Source organism: Desulfitobacterium chlororespirans DSM 11544, assembly GCF_900143285.1.
Lineage (GTDB): Bacteria > Bacillota > Desulfitobacteriia > Desulfitobacteriales > Desulfitobacteriaceae > Desulfitobacterium > Desulfitobacterium chlororespirans.
The window spans coordinates 44,202-64,165 of sequence record NZ_FRDN01000003.1 but is presented as its reverse complement, the minus strand read 5'-3'; the positions used below and the strand labels follow the sequence as shown (position 1 = coordinate 64,165).

Genomic DNA, 19,964 nt, shown 5'->3' with positions numbered 1-19,964 from the left:
AGGAGGGAAAACTATGTGGAGTGCTGAAGTATTAGAAATACGAATTAACCGGGCTGTAGAATGGCTCCGGGAGCGCGTCCAAGAAGCTCGTGCCCAAGGAGTGGTGATCGGTGTCTCAGGCGGGGTAGATTCCGCAGTGGTGGCGGGGTTATGCAAACGGGCTTTTCCCCACAATTCCATCGGAGTCATACTACCGGCCGGATCCAATCCTATGGACAGAGAAGATGCATGGCTTACGACAGAGGCATTATCTCTCAAAGCCGTTGAAATCGATTTGACTCAAGCTCACCAGGGCATCCTGGCTTCGGTCAAGAAGGCTCTCACCGCTCAAGAATATACCTTCGAGGAGCAATTAAGCCAAGGAAACCTTAAGGCACGCCTGCGTATGTCCACCTTATACACCGTAGCTAATTCCCTTAATTATCTTGTAGTGGGGACTGACAATGCTCCTGAGGCTTATACAGGCTATTTTACTAAATACGGGGATGGGGGAGTGGATATTCTCCCGCTTGCCTCTCTGACCAAGGCTGAAGTACGAGCCTGGGCCTCCCAACTAGGGCTTCCGGAAAAAATAGTGAATCGGGTTCCCACAGCCGGATTGTGGGAAGGGCAAACCGATGAACAGGAAATGGGCATTACCTACGACCTGATCGATCGCTATCTTCTTGGCGAAGGGGTACCTGAAAAGATGCAAGAGAAGATTGAAAAAATGCATCGGCAGAGTGAGCATAAAAGACAGCTCCCTCCAGCTTTGGAACTGCCTAAGCTTCCCAAATTATAAGGCGTGTCATGTCTTAGCCTTCGCTGGGTAAAAAATGGTATAATATAAAGTATAAATGCCCTACCTAAGCATGCAAAAATATAAAGCAATAAAGAATAAACGAAAGAGGTAGAAACAGATGGAATTGGTTTATACGGGAAAAACAAAAGATGTTTATGCCTTAGAAGACGGCAACTGCTTGCTGAAGTTCAAGGATGATGTCACTGGGGAAAATGGGGTCTTCGATCCAGGTGCCAACACTGTGGGGCTGCAAATCGAAGGAGCAGGAAAAGCAGGCCTGCGACTGACCAAGTATTTTTTTGAGAAAATTAACGCTCTGGGCATCCCAACCCATTATATCGATGCCGACCTGGAAGCGGGCACCATGAAAGTAAAGAAAGCCACTCCTTTCGGACAAGGCTTGGAGGTCATTTGCCGTTATCGGGCAGTGGGAAGTTTTCTGCGTCGCTATGGGAAATATGCTCAGGATGGACAACCTTTGGATGCTTTTGTGGAAGTGACCCTGAAAGATGATGATAGGAATGATCCCCCCATTACTGAAGATGCTTTAGATATGCTGGGAATTCTGTCTCAAGACGAATATAAAGTGTTGAAAGAGTTAACTCAGAAGATTGCGGGAATCATAAAGGAAGAGTTAACGCAAAGAGGTATGGAACTTTATGATATCAAATTTGAGTTCGGCAGAATCGGTGATGATAAGCAAATTGCTTTAATCGATGAGATTTCCGGAGGAAATATGCGGGCCTATAAAGACGGACGCCGGGTAGAGCCCTTGGAATTAGAAGAACTAATGCGCTGAGAATAATTTAAAGGAGAGACAGTCCTTGCGAATAGGTGTAGACATCGACGGGGTAGTTTCCGACAGCTATAAAGCCTGGCTCAGAAAGCTGAACCGGCATTTTGGGACCAATATCTTAGAACTGAAAAATTATGATATGCATTTGGATTTTGGTGTGTCCTGGGAGGAAATGGGGAAGTACTTCGAAGATAATGTGGCCACCTTGTTCGATATTCCCGACCCGGTAGCCGGGGCTAAGGAAGGCATTGAAAGGCTCCTCCGCCAGGGTCATGAAGTGGTCTATGTTACCGCTCGATCCTTGGATGAGGAAGTCCATACTCTTCGTTGGATGAAAAAGCACAAGATACCCCATGAACAGATCCTCTTTACGAGCTTCCAGAGCAAAGTGGATTATGTACTGCAATGGCAACTGGAGATATTCCTCGAGGATTTTCTGGGGAATGCCCAGGCAATTTCTGAAGCAGGAGTACCTGTGCTCCTCTTGGATGCCAGCTATAACCAAGGAGAACTGTCCTCAGGAATTATCCGTTGTCAGGATTGGCGGGAAATAGTGAGGGAGATCGGAAGAAGAACACCTTTTTCAAGATCTGCCACCATGTAAAAAGGAATGGCCTCTATATGGGCCATTCCTTAGTTTTTCGAACCTGTCAGCCAATCCTATCCTCTCCAATCTGCGGCTTATGCCTTTTGTCAATAACATGCTGTATGGTCATCAACGGATGGTGGAGGATCATTCGAGGGCCTGCGTAGCGCATAACAGTGCGGATCCTTTCCCGCATATCCTTTTTATAGCAATGTACGGTGCAATCACCGCAGACCGGCTTATCTTCTCCAAGCCTGCAATGCTCCGCCCGCTTCTGGGAATAAGTCAGGAGTTCCTGGCATTCGGCACACAGGCCGTCATTAGGTTTATGGTTGTCTTTACAATAGAGCATGATCATGACCTTGACGGTCTTTTTTTCCCGTTCTGCACGAGTGGTCTGAGCCATGTTACCCCTCCCTCACCAGTGAAGGTCTTATCTATCAGCTTTTAATTTATAGTATACCATAGTAAGCCCAGACTACGAAAATTTACTCTGACTTGCGACGGAGGCAATGTAAAAAGCCCTGAAACACAGCAAGTACTGTGATTCAAGGCTAAGAGCTCTAAAACAATATCAACCCAATAGAATAGTCTTAGAGTTGGCCTATTGACCTACTTGTTCAGCACACTAAACTTTGCCCCACCTTATAGATATCCCCTGCACCCAGGGTCAGAACCAGATCTCCGGGGGAAAGGGTCTGGGCAAGATAAGTTTGAATCTCTTCAAGGGAGTGGATATAACGGGCATTGATTCCCTGCTGGCTGATTAAATCCGCCAGAGAGGATGCTGAAATGGTATTGAGATTTGTTTCCCGGGCGGAAGCGAAAATTTCGGCGATGACCACTTCATCAGCAGCTTGGAAGGATTGGGAGAACTCTTGGAGGAGCTTTTCTGTGCGGCTAAAGGTATGGGGCTGGAATACAGCCCGAATACGGCGGTCAGGGAAAGAGAGTCTTGCTCCTTCAAGGGTTGAGCGGATTTCCGTGGGATGGTGAGCATAGTCATCTACGATAAGGGCTCCGGCATTCTGTCCAATATGTTCGAAGCGGCGTTTGGTACCATTAAAATGGCTTAATGACTCCAGTACTTTTTCCGTAGGAACGCCGATTTCCAAACACAGGGCGATGCTCGCCAAGGCATTGAGAATATTATGCTTGCCACTGACATGGAGATGGAATTCGCCCATTACAGTTCCATGAGCGACGATGGTCATAGTACTTCCTTCGTCATGGAACTGAATATTGGTAGCATAGATATCGGCTTCTTCATTCAACCCGAAGGTTATGATCGGTGATTGAGCTTGAATCGCTTTTCTTTGAGGGTCTTCATGCCAGATAAAAATCTTGCCGTGAGGTGGTATCTTTTGGGCGATTTCCGAAAAAGCACACACCACATCATCTAAATCCTTGAAATAATCCGGATGATCAAACTCGATATTCGTAATAATCAAGTATTCTGGAGAATAATTCAGAAAATGACGACGGTATTCACAGGATTCGGCCAGGAAGAAATCGCCTTGACCAGAATAGGCATTTCCGCCGATGCTGGGAACATCACTGCCCACCACAATAGTAGGGTCAATTCCCGATTGAAGGAGAGCCAGCCCAATCATGGCTGTGGTTGTGGTTTTACCATGGGTACCTGCGACGGCAATACCCCGTTTTTTGGACATGAGCCTACCCAAGAATTGTGGATAGGAATAGACAGGAATATTTAATTCCCGTGCCCGGGCGATTTCTTCATGATTTTCACCATAAGCAGCTGAGGCTACAACAATATCAGCCTTTTCAACATTGGCAGCAGAAAAGTTAAGAACGGGAATATGAGCACGCTCCAGAACCGCGTCGGTAAAGAAGCGTTCCGCAACATCTGAGCCCGTAATATGGGCTCCTTCGATATGAGCGGTAACTTGAGCCAAAGCACTCATTCCTGTTCCTTTGATTCCAACAAAATGAATATGTAACGGCAAGATGCATCTTCCCTTTCAGTTTCGAACTCTACACTCCATTATACCCAATAGTGAGGTAAAATGTATCATTTTATACTCGGAAATTTTTAGGCGGTTATCGATGTATTGAGAAGGCGTTCAACCCCTAAAGCGGCTTATGCTGGGCTTCACAAGCATTTCGCGGAAGAATACAAACCGCTCGCCTAAAAATTCAGACAATTCGGAGAGAATTATAGAGGAAAATGAAATAACAGTCTATAATAAATAAAAAGACCTTAAAGTGAACGGAACCGTCTTTAGAGGAGGAGTTAGAATGGGTGGAGCAGAGATCGCTTTAGCAAAAGAAAGAGATATGTGGGACGGAGTATTCATGGATGGATTCCGTTCGGGAACGAATACCATCAGCTACTATCAATTGGAGTCTGTTTTAATGGATTTTCCGCGGGTTTTAGAAGCTGGTGTGGTGGCTAAGTCCGATGATCTTACACAGTGTCAGATTTTAAGTGTGTATTTGGCACTGGAAGATGGCCTGGGCAGTGATGCGGACTATGAGCGCTTTACTCAAGATGTTGTTCACTATGTTCGGGAACATTTTTCCCTTCGGTGCACCATCGATGTTAAAATCAAAGAAAAGCTGCCTATGACCCGTTCAGGGAAGATTTTAAGGACGGTCTTACAAGGCTGGAATTAAGTACAGTATAAGATAGATTAAAATAAGTATAAAAAAGTTCCTTTAAGCAAGGAACTTTTTTGTTTGCCTCAGCGGCTCGACATGCCTCACTATCGTTTAGTATGATAATCTGGACTTTGGTAGGCGGGGCTTTTTTCAGAGTTCTTCTGCTCATACCCTGTAACCATGGCCTGGAGTTTGTTAAGATTTTCTGTGAGGCCCAGGTAGATATGGAGAAGAATGGTGGAAGCAAAGTAAATGGCTCCAAAATATTTAATTATGCGCAGGACTTGGATACCGCCTAAGAGCTTTATAACCCAATCCAGGCGTTCACCCGCCCAGTAGGAGGCTAGGGAGATGAAGACCAGAAAAGGAAAAAGCAGAAACCAGCTGGTGAAAATCACTTTTTGTCCTGAATTATACCGCCCATAAGGAGGAAGATTGGAACGGAGATAAAAATAATAGGCAAAAACTTTGGGAAGGTTCTTGATATCCTGCCAAGAGAGAAGGAGTGTTTTATCCTTGCGCATGAGCATATCCACTAAACGAAAGATGAAAAAAGCCGAGGCCAGCCAGCCAAAGCTCACATGCATCACGAAGACTTTGCCATAGGGCAACGCCAGAAAGGGGGGAGGCTGATGAAGGATCAGACCGGTAAGAATAATTGCAATAAGAGAAAAGGCAAATCCCCAATGGAAAAAGCGGACTGAAGCAGGTTGTCTCATCTCAATATGATTAATTAACTGATCTTTATTTAATTCTTTAACGACCGGCTTGCGGAGTTTAAGCTGGGGTTGAGAATCTTGGTTTTTTTTATTGCATTTCACGATTTCACCTCCGCTCCCACTAAAACCGTTCACGCCTGTGTGTAAAGTCAGGTTTTTGGTTTTTTACGATTTAAGTCTTTCATAATAGTCAGACCCGGACATCTAAAGTACGGAGTTGTTCTCCATCGATGAGATGCACACTGCAGGAAAAGCAAGGGTCGAAGGAGCGAATCACTCTTCCGGCTTCTTTTAGTTCCGGATGCTTGATGGTGAGGCCGCGAATGGATAATTCCCCTACACTGCAGTTACCGGCTTCATCCCGCGAACTAAAGTTCCAAGTCGATGGTGTTATGATTTGATAATGTTTAACCCGCCCCTTTTCGATTTTTACCCAATGGCCTAAAGCCCCTCGCATGGCCTCCACATAGCCGATACCCATACCGGATTCCTGCTGGACCTTAGTATTTAAAGTCTCTGCCCCAGGAACCAGGCGTTCCAGCCAAATCATGGCCGCCTCGGCAATCTTCTTGGTTTCCATGACCCGGGACCAATGACGGCCGATGGTCCCATAGCCGATAATTTTTTCCTTAGCTATCACGGCGCGGGCTAAGGGGCCTACTTCCAGGGCATACCCCTGGTAGCGGGGAGCCTTGACCCAGGTATAACCTTGAGGTTGACTTTTGTCCGGCTCGGTTATTCCCTGCCAAGGGTGAGCAGGGTGTGTTGGCTTATACCAGGCCGTTGTCACTTCCTCCAGGATTAACCGGTCATCAAAGGGCTGGTGTTTATCTTCGAGCACAATTCCGTGAGGGAATAAGGTACCGCCATCCGGTTGTGTGAAGCCTCCCACTGAGAGAAAGTTACCATTGCCTTTTCCTAGGTGGACATACTCCGGGTAGCGTTCCACCAGGAACTCCATATCGGGTATCATAACATTATTGATAAATTCGAGAATTTTGCTCAAATAGCCTCGATAGCGATTGATTTTATCGGCATCCACATGCATGGTGCATCCACCGGGTACGATTCCGTGCCCATGGGGAGCCTTTCCTCCGAATACACCGAAGGCGGCATGAGCATCCCGGGAAATCTCCACAGCTTGAAAATAATGCTCCGTCATGCGTTGGTTCTCTTCAGTATTAAATCGGATATCGCCCTCTAAATGAGGTGTAAAAGGAGGGATGTCAGGTCCCTTAAAATAATCCGGCATACTCATGAGATAGAAATGCCGAATATGATTCTGCAGAAAATCACTGCCCATAATAAGATTGCGTTGGATCAATCCATTGGCGGGAACAGTCATGCCCAGTGCTTGTTCTACAGCAAAAGCTGCTGCTACAGCATGAACAGAGGAACATATGCCACAGATGCGCTGAGTATAATAAGGCATATCAAAAGCAGGACGGCCTTCGAGAATTTGCTCAAAGCCCCGGTAAAGAGTATCCGAGATAAAGGCATCTTGGATAACGCCGTTTTCCAGATAAGCTTCCACTAACATTGGATTATGAATACGGGTAAATGGAAAGATAACTTTCTTTTCCAGCAAGCTCACTCCTTTGGTTCTTTCGGCCGATAGTAATGACAGACTTTAACCTTTTTTACCTTAACCTTTTTCTTTCCCTTAATGGTGGACTTAATGATATTGCGATGAAGGCGACCATTATAAAAAGAGGTTAAAAAGTGGCCACCGATCCCTAAAGCAGCCACGCCCAAGACCCCTCTGCCGATTCGATCCGTTGTCGCCCGGCTTCCTCCTGGAAAAGGGATATCGGGGAAATGGGCGGTAAAGGGCTCCATAAGATCAGGATAACCGGGTTCGGTACAGCCGATACAGGGAGAATTGCACCCTATAGGCCAGTTATAACGATCGTTCCAGCGACGAATAGGGCAATCAGCATAAGTGACCGGGCCTTTGCAGCCTACCCGGTAGAGGCATTCTTTTTGACCGATATCTGTGGCGAATATGCCCTGGTCGTAGTAGCGACGACGGGGGCAATTATTATGGATAGTCTCTCCATAAAACATTTTCGGCCGGCCGAATTTCTCCAATTCGGGTTCCCCATAAAGAGCTAAATGAAGGAGGGTACCCACAATCCAATCCGGGTGGGCGGGGCATCCGGAGACATTGATCACCCGGCGCTCAGGTAAGATGTTTTGTACTCCTGTACATTGTGTAGGATTAGGGTATCCGGCGACGGGCCCTCCATAGGTAGCGCAATGACCGACAGCCACTACGTATTTGGCTTTTAGCCCCAGTCTGCGTACCAAATCCAGACCAGTGATCAGTTGGCCGTTTTCCAATCCGGCGTAGTTATAATGGCCTCCATCCCGACGAATCATAGCTCCCTGAACAAGAAGGACAAATTCATGAGCTTGATTTTTTTCTGTCTCCAACAAAACGTCATAGGCCAGCTTCCCTTGTGATTGCATCATGGTCCAGTCATAACGCCATTCAGTAATGTTGGTAAATATATCGGATAGAGTGGGTGACCAGATATTATCCAAGGAGATGCTGTCTCCGGTACAGGTTCCTGTCTCCACCATAATAATGGGAAGTCTATTAATTTCTCCTTGTGCGAGGGCTTTTTCCAGTTCGGGGGTTACTAAACTGATGAAGTTGCCCAGAATTGCTCCTTTGACCACCAGCTTAAGAAATTCTCGACGATTAAGCACGGCATAACCCTCCTCAATAAATTATTATCCCCAGAATATGTAAAAAAATCCGCCCAGGTAGAGCAGTACATGTAAATAGTGGCATAGTGCTATTTGGCTAAAATGAATGTATGAATTGCATCCCAGACACTGTTAATCTACGTCTAACTGTGAAATAAAGGACCGCTGTTCAAGGAACTTAAGTTCCTTGAACAGCGGCCACTCAGTTAACTTTTAACTACTCATCTTTTTGAACGCAGAAACCGACGGATTCACCATAGCCTTTAGTACCGGCAACTTCGATGACTCTTTGAGGTTCATTGCCTTTAGCGCCGGGGAGTTTGAAGGTGGTATTATCCATGCGCTCAATGGCAACCTCCTCAGGCTGCTCCAACTGAGGGACATAATCATAGGGATAACGATAAGCACGGTAAATCATATTAATGGGCATTTGTTTTCCCCAATAGGGTGAGATGTATTCCCAGACCAGTTCGTGATCGCTGGTTACTTCCAGCAAACGCCCGTCAGAGCCCTCGGTAATGAGGGTGTTGCCGTTAGGGAGCCGTTGGGCACTGCTGATGAAGGGGCTATAGAAATGGGAGGCATGGAAGGGCATCCCATGTCCCATCTCAGCAGGTGAAAATTGCCATACGATTTCCAGGGTGGTGGGATCGATCTCCAGGACTCGAGAGAAATCACGGCGAACCGCTTTATTACCCGTAGAAGTGAATTGGTTGGGATGGTCATAGCCTGCCCAGCCGCCGTTATCAAAGATTAAGATATTTCCTTCTCCAGGAAGGCCTTTCGGAATCATGTGAACATGGTGCTGGCCGATGATGACTCCAATTTTTTTTGTAGCTTCGTTTTCATCATAGTTTGGACCCAGCTTCCAAACGATTTTTCCGGTTTCTTTGGAAATAATAGCTAGAATATTGGTTTCCCGGCCATCAAAGATGATGTTATCCGGATGGAAGCGCTCATCTCCTGCATCATACCATTTATTAGGTCCGAGAACGCTGATGGAGTTAATGTGCATCCAGTCAGCACCTGCCGGAGTCATATTGGGATCTCTGTATAAGGCGTTTTTAGCTCCATTGGTAAAACCATACTCGTCAAAATGTTCATGACATTTCCATTCCCAGACAGTATTTCCTTCCCAGTCCACTTCAATGATGGTGTCATCGTGAAGTTTCTTGTCGGTCATTTTTTTATTATGGCAATTGCGATGAGTAAGTATGAGAGTGTTCCCGCTGTCTACTTTACATTCCATGCCAGGTACATAATAGCCCACCGGATTGCCTTCTCTTTGGTAATCATGGTGCTGCCTTGCCATCCATTGGGGCTCTTCATCGGGATCTTCGATAAATTCATGTTTATCAAATTTCCAGATGATATTGCCGTCCCAATCGATTTGGACCAGATCGATTTGATCCTGATAACCACAGAGAACATTTCTTTCTCCAAGGCTGCCCATAATATAGCCGCCTTTTAAAAGTTTGTTAGGGAAACCTTGGAAGTCTTTCCAGAAGCTGACCACGCCGCCATTCATATCAATTAAGGTTGCCCCATGCTCATTGGCAGGAAAAAGAGTGTAGCCATTAAAACATTTTTCCGGATTGTAGATAGTGACTCCTGTGGGATGTACGCTTGGATGACCCATACTAAAACCTCCTAAGATTCAAATGTATTTGATTCAACTTCATAGCACCTTAAACCATAGCTAAGGCTTATGAAGAGAAGTCCGAAAAAGAGAGCTTCAAAGCCTCTTAAGTGTAAAATCAGTACAAAAACAAGCCTGATACGTAGCTCCAGGAAATGGCTATAGCAGTAATCGCGATGACTGTGGGGAATCCATATTGGTAGACATCTTTAGGGCGAATCCATTTGGTATTGGGGAACAAGATAGCGGACGCGGCAGAGGCAGCCGGAGTTAAGATGGCAATGCTGCTGGCGACCATGACTAAGTAAGAAACCTGTTCGGGATTGATGCCTAAAGTAGTGGACATACTGATGACCACAGGTAAGAAAAGGGCAACCACAACCATGTTAATCATGAAGTTGGTGAGGAAAACGGTAATAAGAGTAATAACCACAACGAACATGAGTGGGGATAAACTGGTAAGTATGGGAGCCACGTTGAGCTGGAGGAATTCATTGACACCTGTTTTGGGGTTCATTAGACAGCCGCCGATGGCTAAGATGACAAGAACCATGGCCACCATGTTCCAAGGTACGCCTTTAGTCGCCAGCGCTGCGAAGTTAAAAATATTTTGGTCGTTACTTTTTATCAGGGAGAGTACGCCAAAGACCAGTACAATAACGCCCACTACGCCCATATGGTTCAGCAGATTAGCAAAAGCATTTCCCTTTGGCAAGACACTTGGTAACAGCAATAGAACAATGAAAGCTCCTAAAGAAACCAGAGCGATTTTTTTGATGGGGGTTACGTTTAAATCCTCGGGGTTAATTAAGTCATTGGTTAATTTCTTTAAGGATGTGATATCAAGCCTAAAAACATATTTGCAGAGAAGAAGGTAGGCAAATATGGAGATTACCCCTACAGGCAAGCTAAAAGCCATATAACGTATCATGTTTCCTGGCTCACCCATAAGGTTGGCATATACCCCGAGGTTCACGATAGCATTACCGCCCCAAGGCATGGCACAGAGGCTCAGTCCTCCCATCATAGCAATCCCGAAAACCATTAGAGTAGGGAATTTATCAAAAGGTTTTTGCTTAATGGTATCGGTCATGGTATAGACGATTTGCCATACTAAGAGCATACCGATAAAGATATTAACTAAGCTGCAAACAAGATAAGCTGTGAACAAGACCATAAAAATCAGGCGCCAGGGATGCCCTTGGAGAGCTTTGCGGCTCATGAGCCAAGAGGCCAGGAATTGGCTTACACCAGCTTCTTCCAAGAACTTAACGAGTATAAAGGCAAGCACCATGAAATAAAAAACATCGCTGCCCCAGCCCATGGCAACAAATTCTTTCATAGTTGCTACCCCTGTAAGAGGGAACGCTAAGCAGGCAAATAAGCTCGGCCAAACTTTTTCAGATATAGTCCAGCCATATACTGTTGCGATGAATACGAAAAATACTTTCATACCAATAGGGGTAATAGGAGCCGGTGCCGGTAGAATCCATCCTAAACCTGCAATCACAAAAAAGAATAAGACCTTGATAAGTTCTTTGTCCATTCCGGGTTGGGGGGTGACCTGTGGCGATGAGGACTCTTCAATGTGTTTAACAGCCATAGTGTTAACCTCCTATGTTAATATGTGATTGTGATTGCTTTCTATTTTAGGGTGGAGCTATAGGTTTGTATAATATAGGTTTTATTATGAAGAGCATGTGAAAAATAAAATAAACACAAGGCAAATAACCTTGTGTTCGTACGGAATGTTGGAGTTTTAGAGCTTAAGCGAAATAATTTACTGATTTATAATGGTGTTTTTAAGGGATTGTCGTACAAGAATTAACAACTTTTTTTCAATAAGAGAGAGAGGCTCTTTACTGGAGTAAAGAATGCAATGATTGTAGAGATCATTGAACTCCCTAATGGGGAGTGCTTTTATAAGGCCTTTTTTTACATATAAATTATTTATGGAAAAGATGTTCGGGAAAATAGCGTATCCTAAATTTTCACTGATGAGCATTTTAACAAGTTCAATATCTTGAACAATGATTTCTTTATTTGAAGGAGAAAAGTAGCTGGATAAAGTAAATACGTGTTTGTTGATATCGTCCATTTCTTTTAAGGCAAAGGTAAAGTTCTCTTTGTAGGAAATGGTGATAAGATTTTGAAGGTCCGTTATGCTGACTGATTCTTGATAGGCTAAAGAATTACGGCTGCTAATAAAAAGATTCATATTTAAGTTGTCTTTTCCTGGAATCATCTCACAGGCAATACCTTTGCCTGTAAGCTTTTTTAAGAGTTCTTGCTCCTGGTTTTTGGGGCTGGCTATCACCCCGAGGGAGTAGACTCCTTTTTCCATCATGTCGATAATTTCATAGAAGCGGGCTTCTTGAACATGCAGATTGACACTGGGGTAAAGTTCCCGGAAATCAATCAGGATTTGTGAAAAAATAGCATTAGCACAGGCAGCAGGGACAGCGACCTGAAGATTGCGGATTAAGACGTCATTGCCGCCCATAATCCCTTTAATCTTCTCTTCAACGTCTAGGATTTTTTTAGCCAGGGAGAGGATTTTCTTTCCCTGTTCAGTGGGCACAACTCTTTTATTATTGCGTTCAAATAGTTTAAACCCAAGTTCCTCTTCAAAATTATTAATGGAGATGCTAAAAGAGGGTTGGCTGATGAACAGATCTTTTGCGGCCTTTGAAAAGGATTGATGCTCTTCAATTTTAATAATTTGCATAAACTGTTCTAAGCGCATGGAAGCCTCCCGATGGTTTAATATTGCTGGCTGGATTTTTGAATAATTTCTTTAACCACTTTAATGAATTGCTCTAATAAAAACGATAAGGGTTCATTCTTAAAATAGATAAGGTACATAGATGCGTTAATATTGTCAGGGATATCGTCGATGGGCCGTAATTGAAGCAGGCCCTGTTTAAAATAGATATCATTGTGGGCAAAAACCGAGGGAAAGATGACCACTCCTCTATTCTTAGAGAGAATAAACTTCAGCATTTCCCGGTCATAGACGAAAAGGGATTGATCGTTTTTGGGGGCGATGCCGGACATTCGCAGAAAAGTTTCATTTATCCCATAATAATCGACAAACGTCACTTTCTGCAGATCAGATAAGGTCACTCGTTTTTTTTGTGCTAAAGGGTGCTTATTGCCAACGATCACATTAAAGGCGGTGTCCAGGACTTTTTCATAAGCAATGTTTTTACTATCTAAAAGCTTAAGTTGGGTATGCTCCTGTCCCTTAGGCCAGCCTGTGATACCCAGCATACTGTTGCCTTCTTCTACCTTACGGATGACGTCTTTGGCGCTGTCTTCGGTAATCGCAAGATTTACATTGGGATAGTTTTGATGTACATAAGTCATCAGGGGAGAGGCAAAGGCATTAAAAACAGCCGGGCCGAGAGCTAAACTTACATTTCCATATAAAACAGAAGTTCCTCTGGCATGAGTTTTGACTTCTTCGACATAGTTGATCAACTCCTGAGCCAAAGCCAAGACTTCTTTACCCTGGCTTGTAGGGATAAGGTTGGTATTGCTGCGGCGAAAGATCTTATAGCCCAATTCAATCTCAAGCTGTTTAATGGAATGACTAAGCTGCGGCTGACTCATCAGAAAGGTTCTAGCCGCCTCTGAGATTGATTTTTTATTGTAAACTTCAATAATATGTTGTAATTGTTCTAAACGCATAAGAACCTCGATAATGATCAATAATTTTTGGTATATTACTATTTTATCCTATGTAAAGGTAAAATGGGTACAAGATTAAGTTGTTAAAAAGACCTTCACTGATTCTAAAGAATTAGGAAGAAAAACGAGAAAGGGAGCGCTCTTAGCTACATTAAAAGTAGTTCAGAGGCACTCCCTTTTCGTTTGGGTAACGAAGTAGACTGGTTATAAATTCCTGCGTCCAGAAATTTATTACGCAACGTCAGGCAAACGCGGCATTTTTCCTGACTATGACAAAATACCATGGAATGTGTCGAATATCAAGGAACAATTTGTTCATAGATAGGAAAATAGTACCGCAAATCAGGCAAGAACATAAAAACGCTCAGGTTTTCTTCTTTTTTAACTTTTGTTTCGGGTGCATTCCTTTTTCTGCAGCTTGTTGTTCCTCAATAGCTTTCTGCTTTTTGGTCTTATTCCATTGGACAATTCGGCTAAATACGAAAGCGATGGTTATGGACAGAAAAGCGCTAACCACATAGGTAAGTTCCATGCTATTGGCAAAGCGATCACTTTGGACAGGGAGGATGATATTAAAACAAACGAATGCGATACCAAAGAAACCGAAAATCATCATGTCTTCTCTTTTTTGAGATTGCAAAAAAACTCACCTCTCTTCTGTGACATAATTCGATATAATCAAATAATTATCCTTCTCAGGAATGGACAATGACCACATTATTGCCTCCCTCATATAATGCAAAGTGATAGAAACGCAGCAATAGAATCACTGATATAGGAGGTCGAAGGATGAATTTTCGCTTTTTTCCATGGACACAACCGACCAGCTACGGTCATCTTTTCCTTGGATTAGATACCCAGGTTCCTCTAGCTGCAGGAGGTTCAGTCCCGGGGATAAATTTTGATAATGGGGCTACGACCCCGCCGTTTCTCTCTGTATTGGAGGAGATCAATCGTTTTGCCCCTTTATATGGCTCCGTTCATCGGGGAGCGGGCTATAAATCCGTTGTCTCTTCTCAAATCTATGAACAGGCCAGGACTGAGGTCCTTAGGTTTGTTGGAGGGGACCCTCGGACAGATGTGGTCATTTTTGTAAAGAATACTACAGAGGCACTTAATAAATTGGCCAATCGTTTCCAGAATAAAAACAAAAAAGAGGTTATTCTGACCACATGGATGGAGCATCATTCCAACCTTCTTCCGTGGCGCGAAAAATTCCACTTGGACTACATAGAGATTGATGAGCAGGGGCGCCTGCGCATGGATGACCTCAGGGCCAAGCTGGAGCACTACCAGGGCGCAGTCAAGCTTGTGACGGTTACAGGAGCTTCCAACGTTACTGGCCATCGGAACCCGATTCATAAGATTGCCGAGCTTTCCCACCGGTATGGGGCGAGAATTTGTGTGGATGGCGCACAACTGGTTCCCCATGCCTCTGTGGATATGCGCCCATCCCATTCCATAGAGCATATCGATTTTTTAGCCTTCTCAGCTCATAAAATGTATGCACCTTTTGGCACCGGAGTATTAATTGGTCCTCGTGCTTTTTTTGACCAGGGAGCCCCGGATTATCAGGGCGGGGGGACAGCTCAGATGGTAACACCGGATCGTGTACTTTGGTATGATGCTCCAGCTAAAGAGGAGGCAGGGACTCCTAACCTTATGGGGGTAGTGGCCCTTGTCGCTGCCATACGAACCCTGAGTGCAATAGGTATGAAAAAGGTGCTGCAGCACGAAGAAGGCTTATTAGGATATGCTTATGAGCGATTGCGTTGGATGGAGGGCATAACCTTTTACGGTGGAATACCTCTTAATCAGCAGCAGCTTTCCCAGAGAATCGGAGTAATCTCCTTCAATGTGGAAGGCCTGTTTCACGAAGATGTAGCCGAGTACTTGGCCAAGGAAGGGGGAATTTCCGTACGCAATGGCTGTTTCTGTGCTCAGCCATATGTACAGCGGCTTTTGCATATCTCCAGGCAGGAGATGGAACACCATATAGCTAATCCTTCCTTACCCCATCCTGGAATGGTCAGAGTAAGTTTAGCACTTTACAACACCAAGGAGGAAATCGACATTTTTCTTGATGTCCTAGGGAGAATTGCCAGCTCACACCTCAGGTTTTTTCGGTCCTTGAAAATAGGAAATTAATTGATATATCTTCAATAACTTTCTATAAGTTTTCACAAATCGTTCACACTCTCGCAACACATTGCTCACTTTTATTGGTTATTATATAACCATACCTTTTCCTTTTAGCCTCCTTTGAAGATATATTTTTTCTTCCCCTGTCATAACTGGCAGGGTCTTATTTTTTTAGGCCTATTTAGTAGCTCAAATCGAGATCTGAGTCTGTAAGATTCCCGGAGCATTTCTTCGTTCAGCGAGGTCTTCCATGCTCTCGTGAAAATGAAAAGAATCCCCACGTCTGGGGATTCTTCATTGCGCAAGTCTAGAAGATAAAGCGACCGCATTTTTTATGAACTTGATTGCTTTATTTTCCTGACTCTTACAAAAAAGTAACACGGGACATGCGTAAAGTCAATGTTTTCAACAAATATAGACACTAAAATATACGAATTTTCTCAATTAATTCAATTCTAATGGGCATAATTGAGAATAAGTAACTTAAAGTAACTTAAGGAACAGCAACAGAAACAAGCTATTCCTGTTGACTTCGAGAAGGAAATCAGGTAGAATTACATTCGTTAAAAGTGCCGATGTGGCTCAGAGGTAGAGCAGCTCACTCGTAATGAGCAGGTCGTCGGTTCGATTCCGACCATCGGCTCCAGTGAAACCTTATCCTGCAAGAGATTGCGGGATTTCTTTTTTCTGTGGAGCTTGAAAAAGGTGCTTCCGTTGCACCGCGTTGCAACCGGTCTTTTTTACGTTTTGTTGCAACGATTTTTTCACCCTGTGATGATCCCAGAGCATGCAGGAGGCTGCTGACATTGTAAAGTCAGTAGCCTTTGTTTAAGCTGAAGATATTTTATATAAACAACTGTATCTGAGATTCCATGGCCTCTTGAAGAAAATCCGCAGCGGTCATAATCTGCACTTCCGGCAGTAATTCCTCTTTTTTAAAACCCATCACATCCACCGAGAGCTTACAACCGTAGAATTTTACCCCCTTTTTTCTTGCTCCATCGAGAAAGGCGGTAAGGGGAGGCGTATCATCATCTTCCATCATCTCTTTGAGCATGGCTTTTCCCAAGCCGGCCATGTTCATACGGGAAAGAGGCAAATCCTCGATTCCCTTAGGAGTAACCATTCCGAACATCTGTTCATAGAGAGATTTATCTTCCAAGGTCATTTTCTCGGGATCCCGTACTAGGCAAAGCCCCCAAAAGGCAAAGAACATAGTCACATCCATGCCCATTTCCCGCCCTGAGTTAGCCAGAATCAAGCCGGCCAGGGCCTTATCGTACTCGCCGCTGAATATGAGCAGAGTCATCTTCTTGTTTCTTGTGGTTTCCTTTCCCGGATTTATGTCCTTCTCCAGGCCTATATCCTTTTCCGGGCTTAGGTTTATTGTATTAGGTTTTAGCTCAATTACCGAGGCCTGTTTAGCTATCGCTTGCTGTTGTGTATCCATGGTATCAGCCTCCATCCATAAATTTATTTTAAAAGTCCCGTTGGAAAATTGCTGCAGACTCTCCTCCCAGAAGCTCTTCCACGCTATCGATGCCCAACTGCTTAAGCAGCTCCAATACATGCTGATTATCTGCGGGTGTAAGGGCGTCTGCTTCTGCACCATATTTGTTTACGAACTCAGTACCCCTATCTACATCTACTATAGCCTTGGGTCCCCCTACACAGCCTCCGGGGCAGCCCATGCCTTCGTAGAAATTGGCTTTAATTTCGTTATTCATAATATCATTGAGGAGGGCCTTGCACTCTTTAACGCCATTAGCTTGAATGGATTTTATCTTTACCGGCTTGTCTGGACGGATACGGTTTAAGGTATCGGAGATAGATTTTGAGACCCCGCCGGTGCGGGCATAGATTCTACCGCTGGTAGAAGAGTGCTCACTAGGTATATCCTCCATCTTCGAGGGCTCAATATCCGTGGCCTCAAAGATCTGCTTGAGTTCGTGAAAAGTCAGCACTGCATCTACCGCATCCCGGATATCCGGTTCCTTGGCTTCAGCTTTTTTAGCAATACATGGACCGATAAAGACCGTTTTGGCGTCGGGATGCAGGCGTTTAATTCCCCTCCCACAAGCTACCATAGGGGATACCGAGGGGGAGATATGGGGAACCAGGGTATCATAGACCCTCTTTACCATCCCCACCCAGATGGGGCAGCAACAGCTGGTGAGGACAAAGTCCTTATCTGTTTGAACATGCTTGTCAAATTCCAGGGCCTCTTTTAAGCTCAGCACATCGGCAAAAAGTGCCACTTCAATCATTCCATAAAAGCCGAGATGTTTCAGTGCGGCTCGAAGCTGGCCCATGGTCACATCACCTCCAAATTGTCCGATAATCGCCGGAGCTACCATGGCAAAGACGGGGATCTCCTTGGACTGGAGAATTTCCACCAGAGGGATGAATTCTTTTTTATCTACTAAGCTGTCTAAAGAGCAGGTCTCGATACATTCTCCGCAGTGAGTGCAGTTCCGGTCTTGGATGACCACATTCCCTTCCATATCCCGGACTACTGCATTGAAGAGGCAGGAGGCTTCGCAACTATGGTCCTCTTCTGAGCAGCTCTTATTGCAGGACTTAACCTGAAAGACGACTCTATCCGGATCCCCCTTGCCTAGAGCATACTGGACATACTGCCTGGTGTGATCATCGCCGGAGGATTCCAGAGATTCGATCTCCTCTTGAAGCTTTCCCTGATAAGATGCTTTGACCAAACGGCCGAATATTTCTTCATAGGTTAGATTGCTCATCATGTGCCCTCCCTTTAATCAAAATTAGTATGCCCCTAACCTGCTTTAGGAAATCATCTGAGATTTTTCTTTAGGCAAAAACTTCACAGATGTAAACTTGAGGTGAAAGATGGGTTATACCAAGGGAGGTTTAATAAGCAGCTGAAAACAAGAAATGGTAATAAAATTTTATCGATTTTGGTGTTGAAAAACTTTTAGCCTTATGCTATTATAAGTTCTGTCGCTAGACAAGCCGATGTAGCTCAATTGGTAGAGCAGCTGATTTGTAATCAGCAGGTTACAGGTTCGAGTCCTGCCATCGGCTCCATTTTTATTTTAAGAATGAAGATCATTTCCTGAAACCTATGAATTCCGCTTGATACAGGCTGACTCATTTGTTTTAGGGAGTGGTTTTTTGTTGTAATTATCCTTTTCTTGAGTGGTTTTTTGTTGTAATTATCCTTTTCTTGAGCAAGTAAATATAGATTTTTCTTATAACTATAAGGTATAGTTAAGAGGAAGCATCTGCTTCACAATTAAAATTAAAAGGGAGGACATGAATTGGATTCTGAAAAAGTTGTCAATATGGTACCCAAAATGAAAATGAACAAAAGCTTCATTACCTTTGGGCTTGTGATTGTACTTCTTGTTATCTTGGCACTGGATGCCTTTGTCATCGTGAATGCGGGCCAAAGAGGTATTGTTCTGCAATTAGGGGCTGTCCGTCCCATCGTCTTAACGGAAGGGCTGCATTTCAAAATTCCCTTTGTTCAAAGCGTTGTCCCTATGGAGGTAAGGGTCCAGAAATCTCAATCTGAGCAAACGGCCGCTTCAAAAGACTTACAAATCGTTACGACTACCGTTGCGGTTAACTTTCATCTTGACCCTATTCAAGTGAATAAGCTTTATCAGAATGTCGGATTATCTTATGGAGAACGAATTGTTGATCCGGCTATCGGTGAAGCGGTGAAAGCAATAACGGCTCAATATACGGCTGAAGAGTTGATCTCCAAGCGTTCAGAAGTTAGTGCCAAGATCAAAGAGACTCTTGCTTCAAAATTAGCGACTTATTATATGGTTCTGGACGAAATAAATATCACTGAATTCAAATTTAGTCAGGAGTTCAACAATGCGATTGAACAAAAGCAAATCGCTGAGCAGCAGGCTTTAAAGGCTAATCTTGATCTGCAAAGAATTGAAATCGAGGCCAAGCAAAAAGTAGAGCAAGCAAAAGCTGAAGCGGAATCTCTGCGGCTTCAAAAGCAAGAAGTTACTTCTGAACTTGTACAACTAAGGGAAATTGAAGCTAAGATTAAAGCGATTGAAAAATGGGATGGTAAACTTCCCAATGTTACCGGTGGTGCAGTCCCTTTTATCGATGTCAATAGCGGTCAGTAAAGATCTTAGTCAAAGGTCTTTTTACGCAGAAAGCCACCTGTGACAGGTGGCTTTCGCTGTACTTATAACTTAATATACTTGGTGACTCGTTGCTTTACTATGATGGAAGGATCTTGGCAAGAGCCTTTATAGGCATAC

Annotated in this window: 18 protein-coding genes and 2 tRNA genes; 8 read left to right on the top strand and 12 right to left on the bottom strand. The window is 44.2% G+C overall.

Annotation, left to right across the window (positions count from 1 at the left end; all coding sequences use genetic code 11):
• Positions 1 to 13 precede the first annotated feature (13 nt).
• The 3 genes from nadE (at position 14) to BUA14_RS00310 (ending at position 2,181) form a co-directional block, all read left to right on the top strand.
• On the top strand, positions 14 to 781 hold the full coding sequence (nadE, locus tag BUA14_RS00320; protein ID WP_072770757.1) for an NAD(+) synthase: 768 nt from the start codon (positions 14 to 16) through the stop codon (positions 779 to 781).
• Positions 782 to 899: 118 nt separating this feature from the next.
• Positions 900 to 1,580 carry a phosphoribosylaminoimidazolesuccinocarboxamide synthase gene (locus BUA14_RS00315; protein ID WP_072770756.1) on the top strand — a complete coding sequence of 227 codons (681 nt, stop codon included), beginning with the start codon at positions 900 to 902 and terminating at the stop codon, positions 1,578 to 1,580.
• Positions 1,581 to 1,605: 25 nt separating this feature from the next.
• Positions 1,606 to 2,181, top strand: coding sequence for a 5' nucleotidase, NT5C type (locus BUA14_RS00310; protein ID WP_072770755.1), 576 nt, complete (start codon positions 1,606 to 1,608; stop codon positions 2,179 to 2,181).
• Positions 2,182 to 2,227: 46 nt separating this feature from the next.
• On the opposite strand, the gene BUA14_RS00305 is transcribed toward BUA14_RS00310, so the two are convergent.
• Together BUA14_RS00305 and murC are read right to left on the bottom strand one after the other, a co-directional pair.
• On the bottom strand, positions 2,228 to 2,569 hold the full coding sequence (locus BUA14_RS00305; protein ID WP_072770754.1) for a nitrous oxide-stimulated promoter family protein: 342 nt from the start codon (positions 2,567 to 2,569) through the stop codon (positions 2,228 to 2,230).
• A gap of 214 nt (positions 2,570 to 2,783) precedes the next feature.
• On the bottom strand, positions 2,784 to 4,133 hold the full coding sequence (gene murC, locus BUA14_RS00300; RefSeq protein ID WP_072770753.1) for a UDP-N-acetylmuramate--L-alanine ligase: 1,350 nt from the start codon (positions 4,131 to 4,133) through the stop codon (positions 2,784 to 2,786).
• A 292-nt stretch (positions 4,134 to 4,425) separates the two neighbouring features.
• Here murC and BUA14_RS00295 point away from each other — a divergent pair, with 292 nt between their 5' ends.
• Complete coding sequence (locus tag BUA14_RS00295; protein ID WP_072770752.1) at positions 4,426 to 4,803, top strand: AMP-binding enzyme; 378 nt, start codon at positions 4,426 to 4,428, stop codon at positions 4,801 to 4,803.
• 89 nt (positions 4,804 to 4,892) lie between these two features.
• Here the strand turns inward: BUA14_RS00295 and BUA14_RS00290 are convergent, their stop codons facing one another.
• The 8 genes from BUA14_RS00290 to BUA14_RS00255 form a co-directional block, all read right to left on the bottom strand.
• Entirely contained in the window at positions 4,893 to 5,609 is a 717-nt protein-coding gene (locus BUA14_RS00290; protein ID WP_143153400.1) for a cytochrome b/b6 domain-containing protein, read from the bottom strand.
• An 88-nt stretch (positions 5,610 to 5,697) separates the two neighbouring features.
• Positions 5,698 to 7,101 carry a nickel-dependent hydrogenase large subunit gene (locus BUA14_RS00285; RefSeq protein ID WP_178371575.1) on the bottom strand — a complete coding sequence of 468 codons (1,404 nt, stop codon included), beginning with the start codon at positions 7,099 to 7,101 and terminating at the stop codon, positions 5,698 to 5,700.
• Complete coding sequence (locus BUA14_RS00280) at positions 7,098 to 8,222, bottom strand: hydrogenase small subunit (RefSeq protein WP_072770749.1); 1,125 nt, start codon at positions 8,220 to 8,222, stop codon at positions 7,098 to 7,100. The genes BUA14_RS00285 and BUA14_RS00280 overlap by 4 nt, the downstream gene beginning before the upstream one ends.
• Before the next feature lie 217 nt (positions 8,223 to 8,439).
• Positions 8,440 to 9,861 carry an aryl-sulfate sulfotransferase gene (locus BUA14_RS00275; RefSeq protein ID WP_072770748.1) on the bottom strand — a complete coding sequence of 474 codons (1,422 nt, stop codon included), beginning with the start codon at positions 9,859 to 9,861 and terminating at the stop codon, positions 8,440 to 8,442.
• Between the two features lie 118 nt (positions 9,862 to 9,979).
• The gene (locus tag BUA14_RS00270; protein ID WP_072770747.1) at positions 9,980 to 11,464 is read right to left on the bottom strand and encodes an SLC13 family permease; all 1,485 of its coding nucleotides are present in this window, start codon (positions 11,462 to 11,464) and stop codon (positions 9,980 to 9,982) included.
• A 177-nt stretch (positions 11,465 to 11,641) separates the two neighbouring features.
• A complete protein-coding gene (locus BUA14_RS00265; RefSeq protein WP_072770746.1) occupies positions 11,642 to 12,607 on the bottom strand; it encodes a LysR family transcriptional regulator in 966 nt (321 codons plus the stop codon).
• A 17-nt stretch (positions 12,608 to 12,624) separates the two neighbouring features.
• Positions 12,625 to 13,554, bottom strand: coding sequence for a LysR family transcriptional regulator (locus BUA14_RS00260; protein ID WP_072771188.1), 930 nt, complete (start codon positions 13,552 to 13,554; stop codon positions 12,625 to 12,627).
• A gap of 364 nt (positions 13,555 to 13,918) precedes the next feature.
• Positions 13,919 to 14,194 carry a hypothetical protein gene (locus tag BUA14_RS00255; protein ID WP_072770745.1) on the bottom strand — a complete coding sequence of 92 codons (276 nt, stop codon included), beginning with the start codon at positions 14,192 to 14,194 and terminating at the stop codon, positions 13,919 to 13,921.
• Positions 14,195 to 14,343: 149 nt separating this feature from the next.
• Here BUA14_RS00255 and BUA14_RS00250 point away from each other — a divergent pair, with 149 nt between their 5' ends.
• Both BUA14_RS00250 and BUA14_RS00245 read left to right on the top strand, forming a co-directional pair.
• Positions 14,344 to 15,702, top strand: coding sequence for an aminotransferase class V-fold PLP-dependent enzyme (locus tag BUA14_RS00250; protein ID WP_072770744.1), 1,359 nt, complete (start codon positions 14,344 to 14,346; stop codon positions 15,700 to 15,702).
• Positions 15,703 to 16,267: 565 nt separating this feature from the next.
• Positions 16,268 to 16,342 (top strand) — tRNA-Thr (locus BUA14_RS00245).
• A gap of 198 nt (positions 16,343 to 16,540) precedes the next feature.
• On the opposite strand, the gene BUA14_RS00240 is transcribed toward BUA14_RS00245, so the two are convergent.
• Both BUA14_RS00240 and BUA14_RS00235 read right to left on the bottom strand, forming a co-directional pair.
• Entirely contained in the window at positions 16,541 to 17,005 is a 465-nt protein-coding gene (locus BUA14_RS00240) for a DsrE/DsrF/DrsH-like family protein (RefSeq protein ID WP_072771187.1), read from the bottom strand.
• A 169-nt stretch (positions 17,006 to 17,174) separates the two neighbouring features.
• Positions 17,175 to 18,449 (bottom strand): [Fe-Fe] hydrogenase large subunit C-terminal domain-containing protein, encoded by a 1,275-nt coding sequence (locus BUA14_RS00235; RefSeq protein ID WP_084078282.1) that lies wholly within the window; start codon positions 18,447 to 18,449, stop codon positions 17,175 to 17,177.
• Between the two features lie 231 nt (positions 18,450 to 18,680).
• On the opposite strand from BUA14_RS00235, the gene BUA14_RS00230 reads away from it, so the two are divergent.
• Both BUA14_RS00230 and BUA14_RS00225 read left to right on the top strand, forming a co-directional pair.
• Positions 18,681 to 18,756: transfer RNA gene (locus tag BUA14_RS00230), tRNA-Thr, on the top strand.
• A gap of 233 nt (positions 18,757 to 18,989) precedes the next feature.
• Entirely contained in the window at positions 18,990 to 19,826 is an 837-nt protein-coding gene (locus BUA14_RS00225) for a prohibitin family protein (RefSeq protein ID WP_072770742.1), read from the top strand.
• Positions 19,827 to 19,964 lie beyond the last annotated feature (138 nt).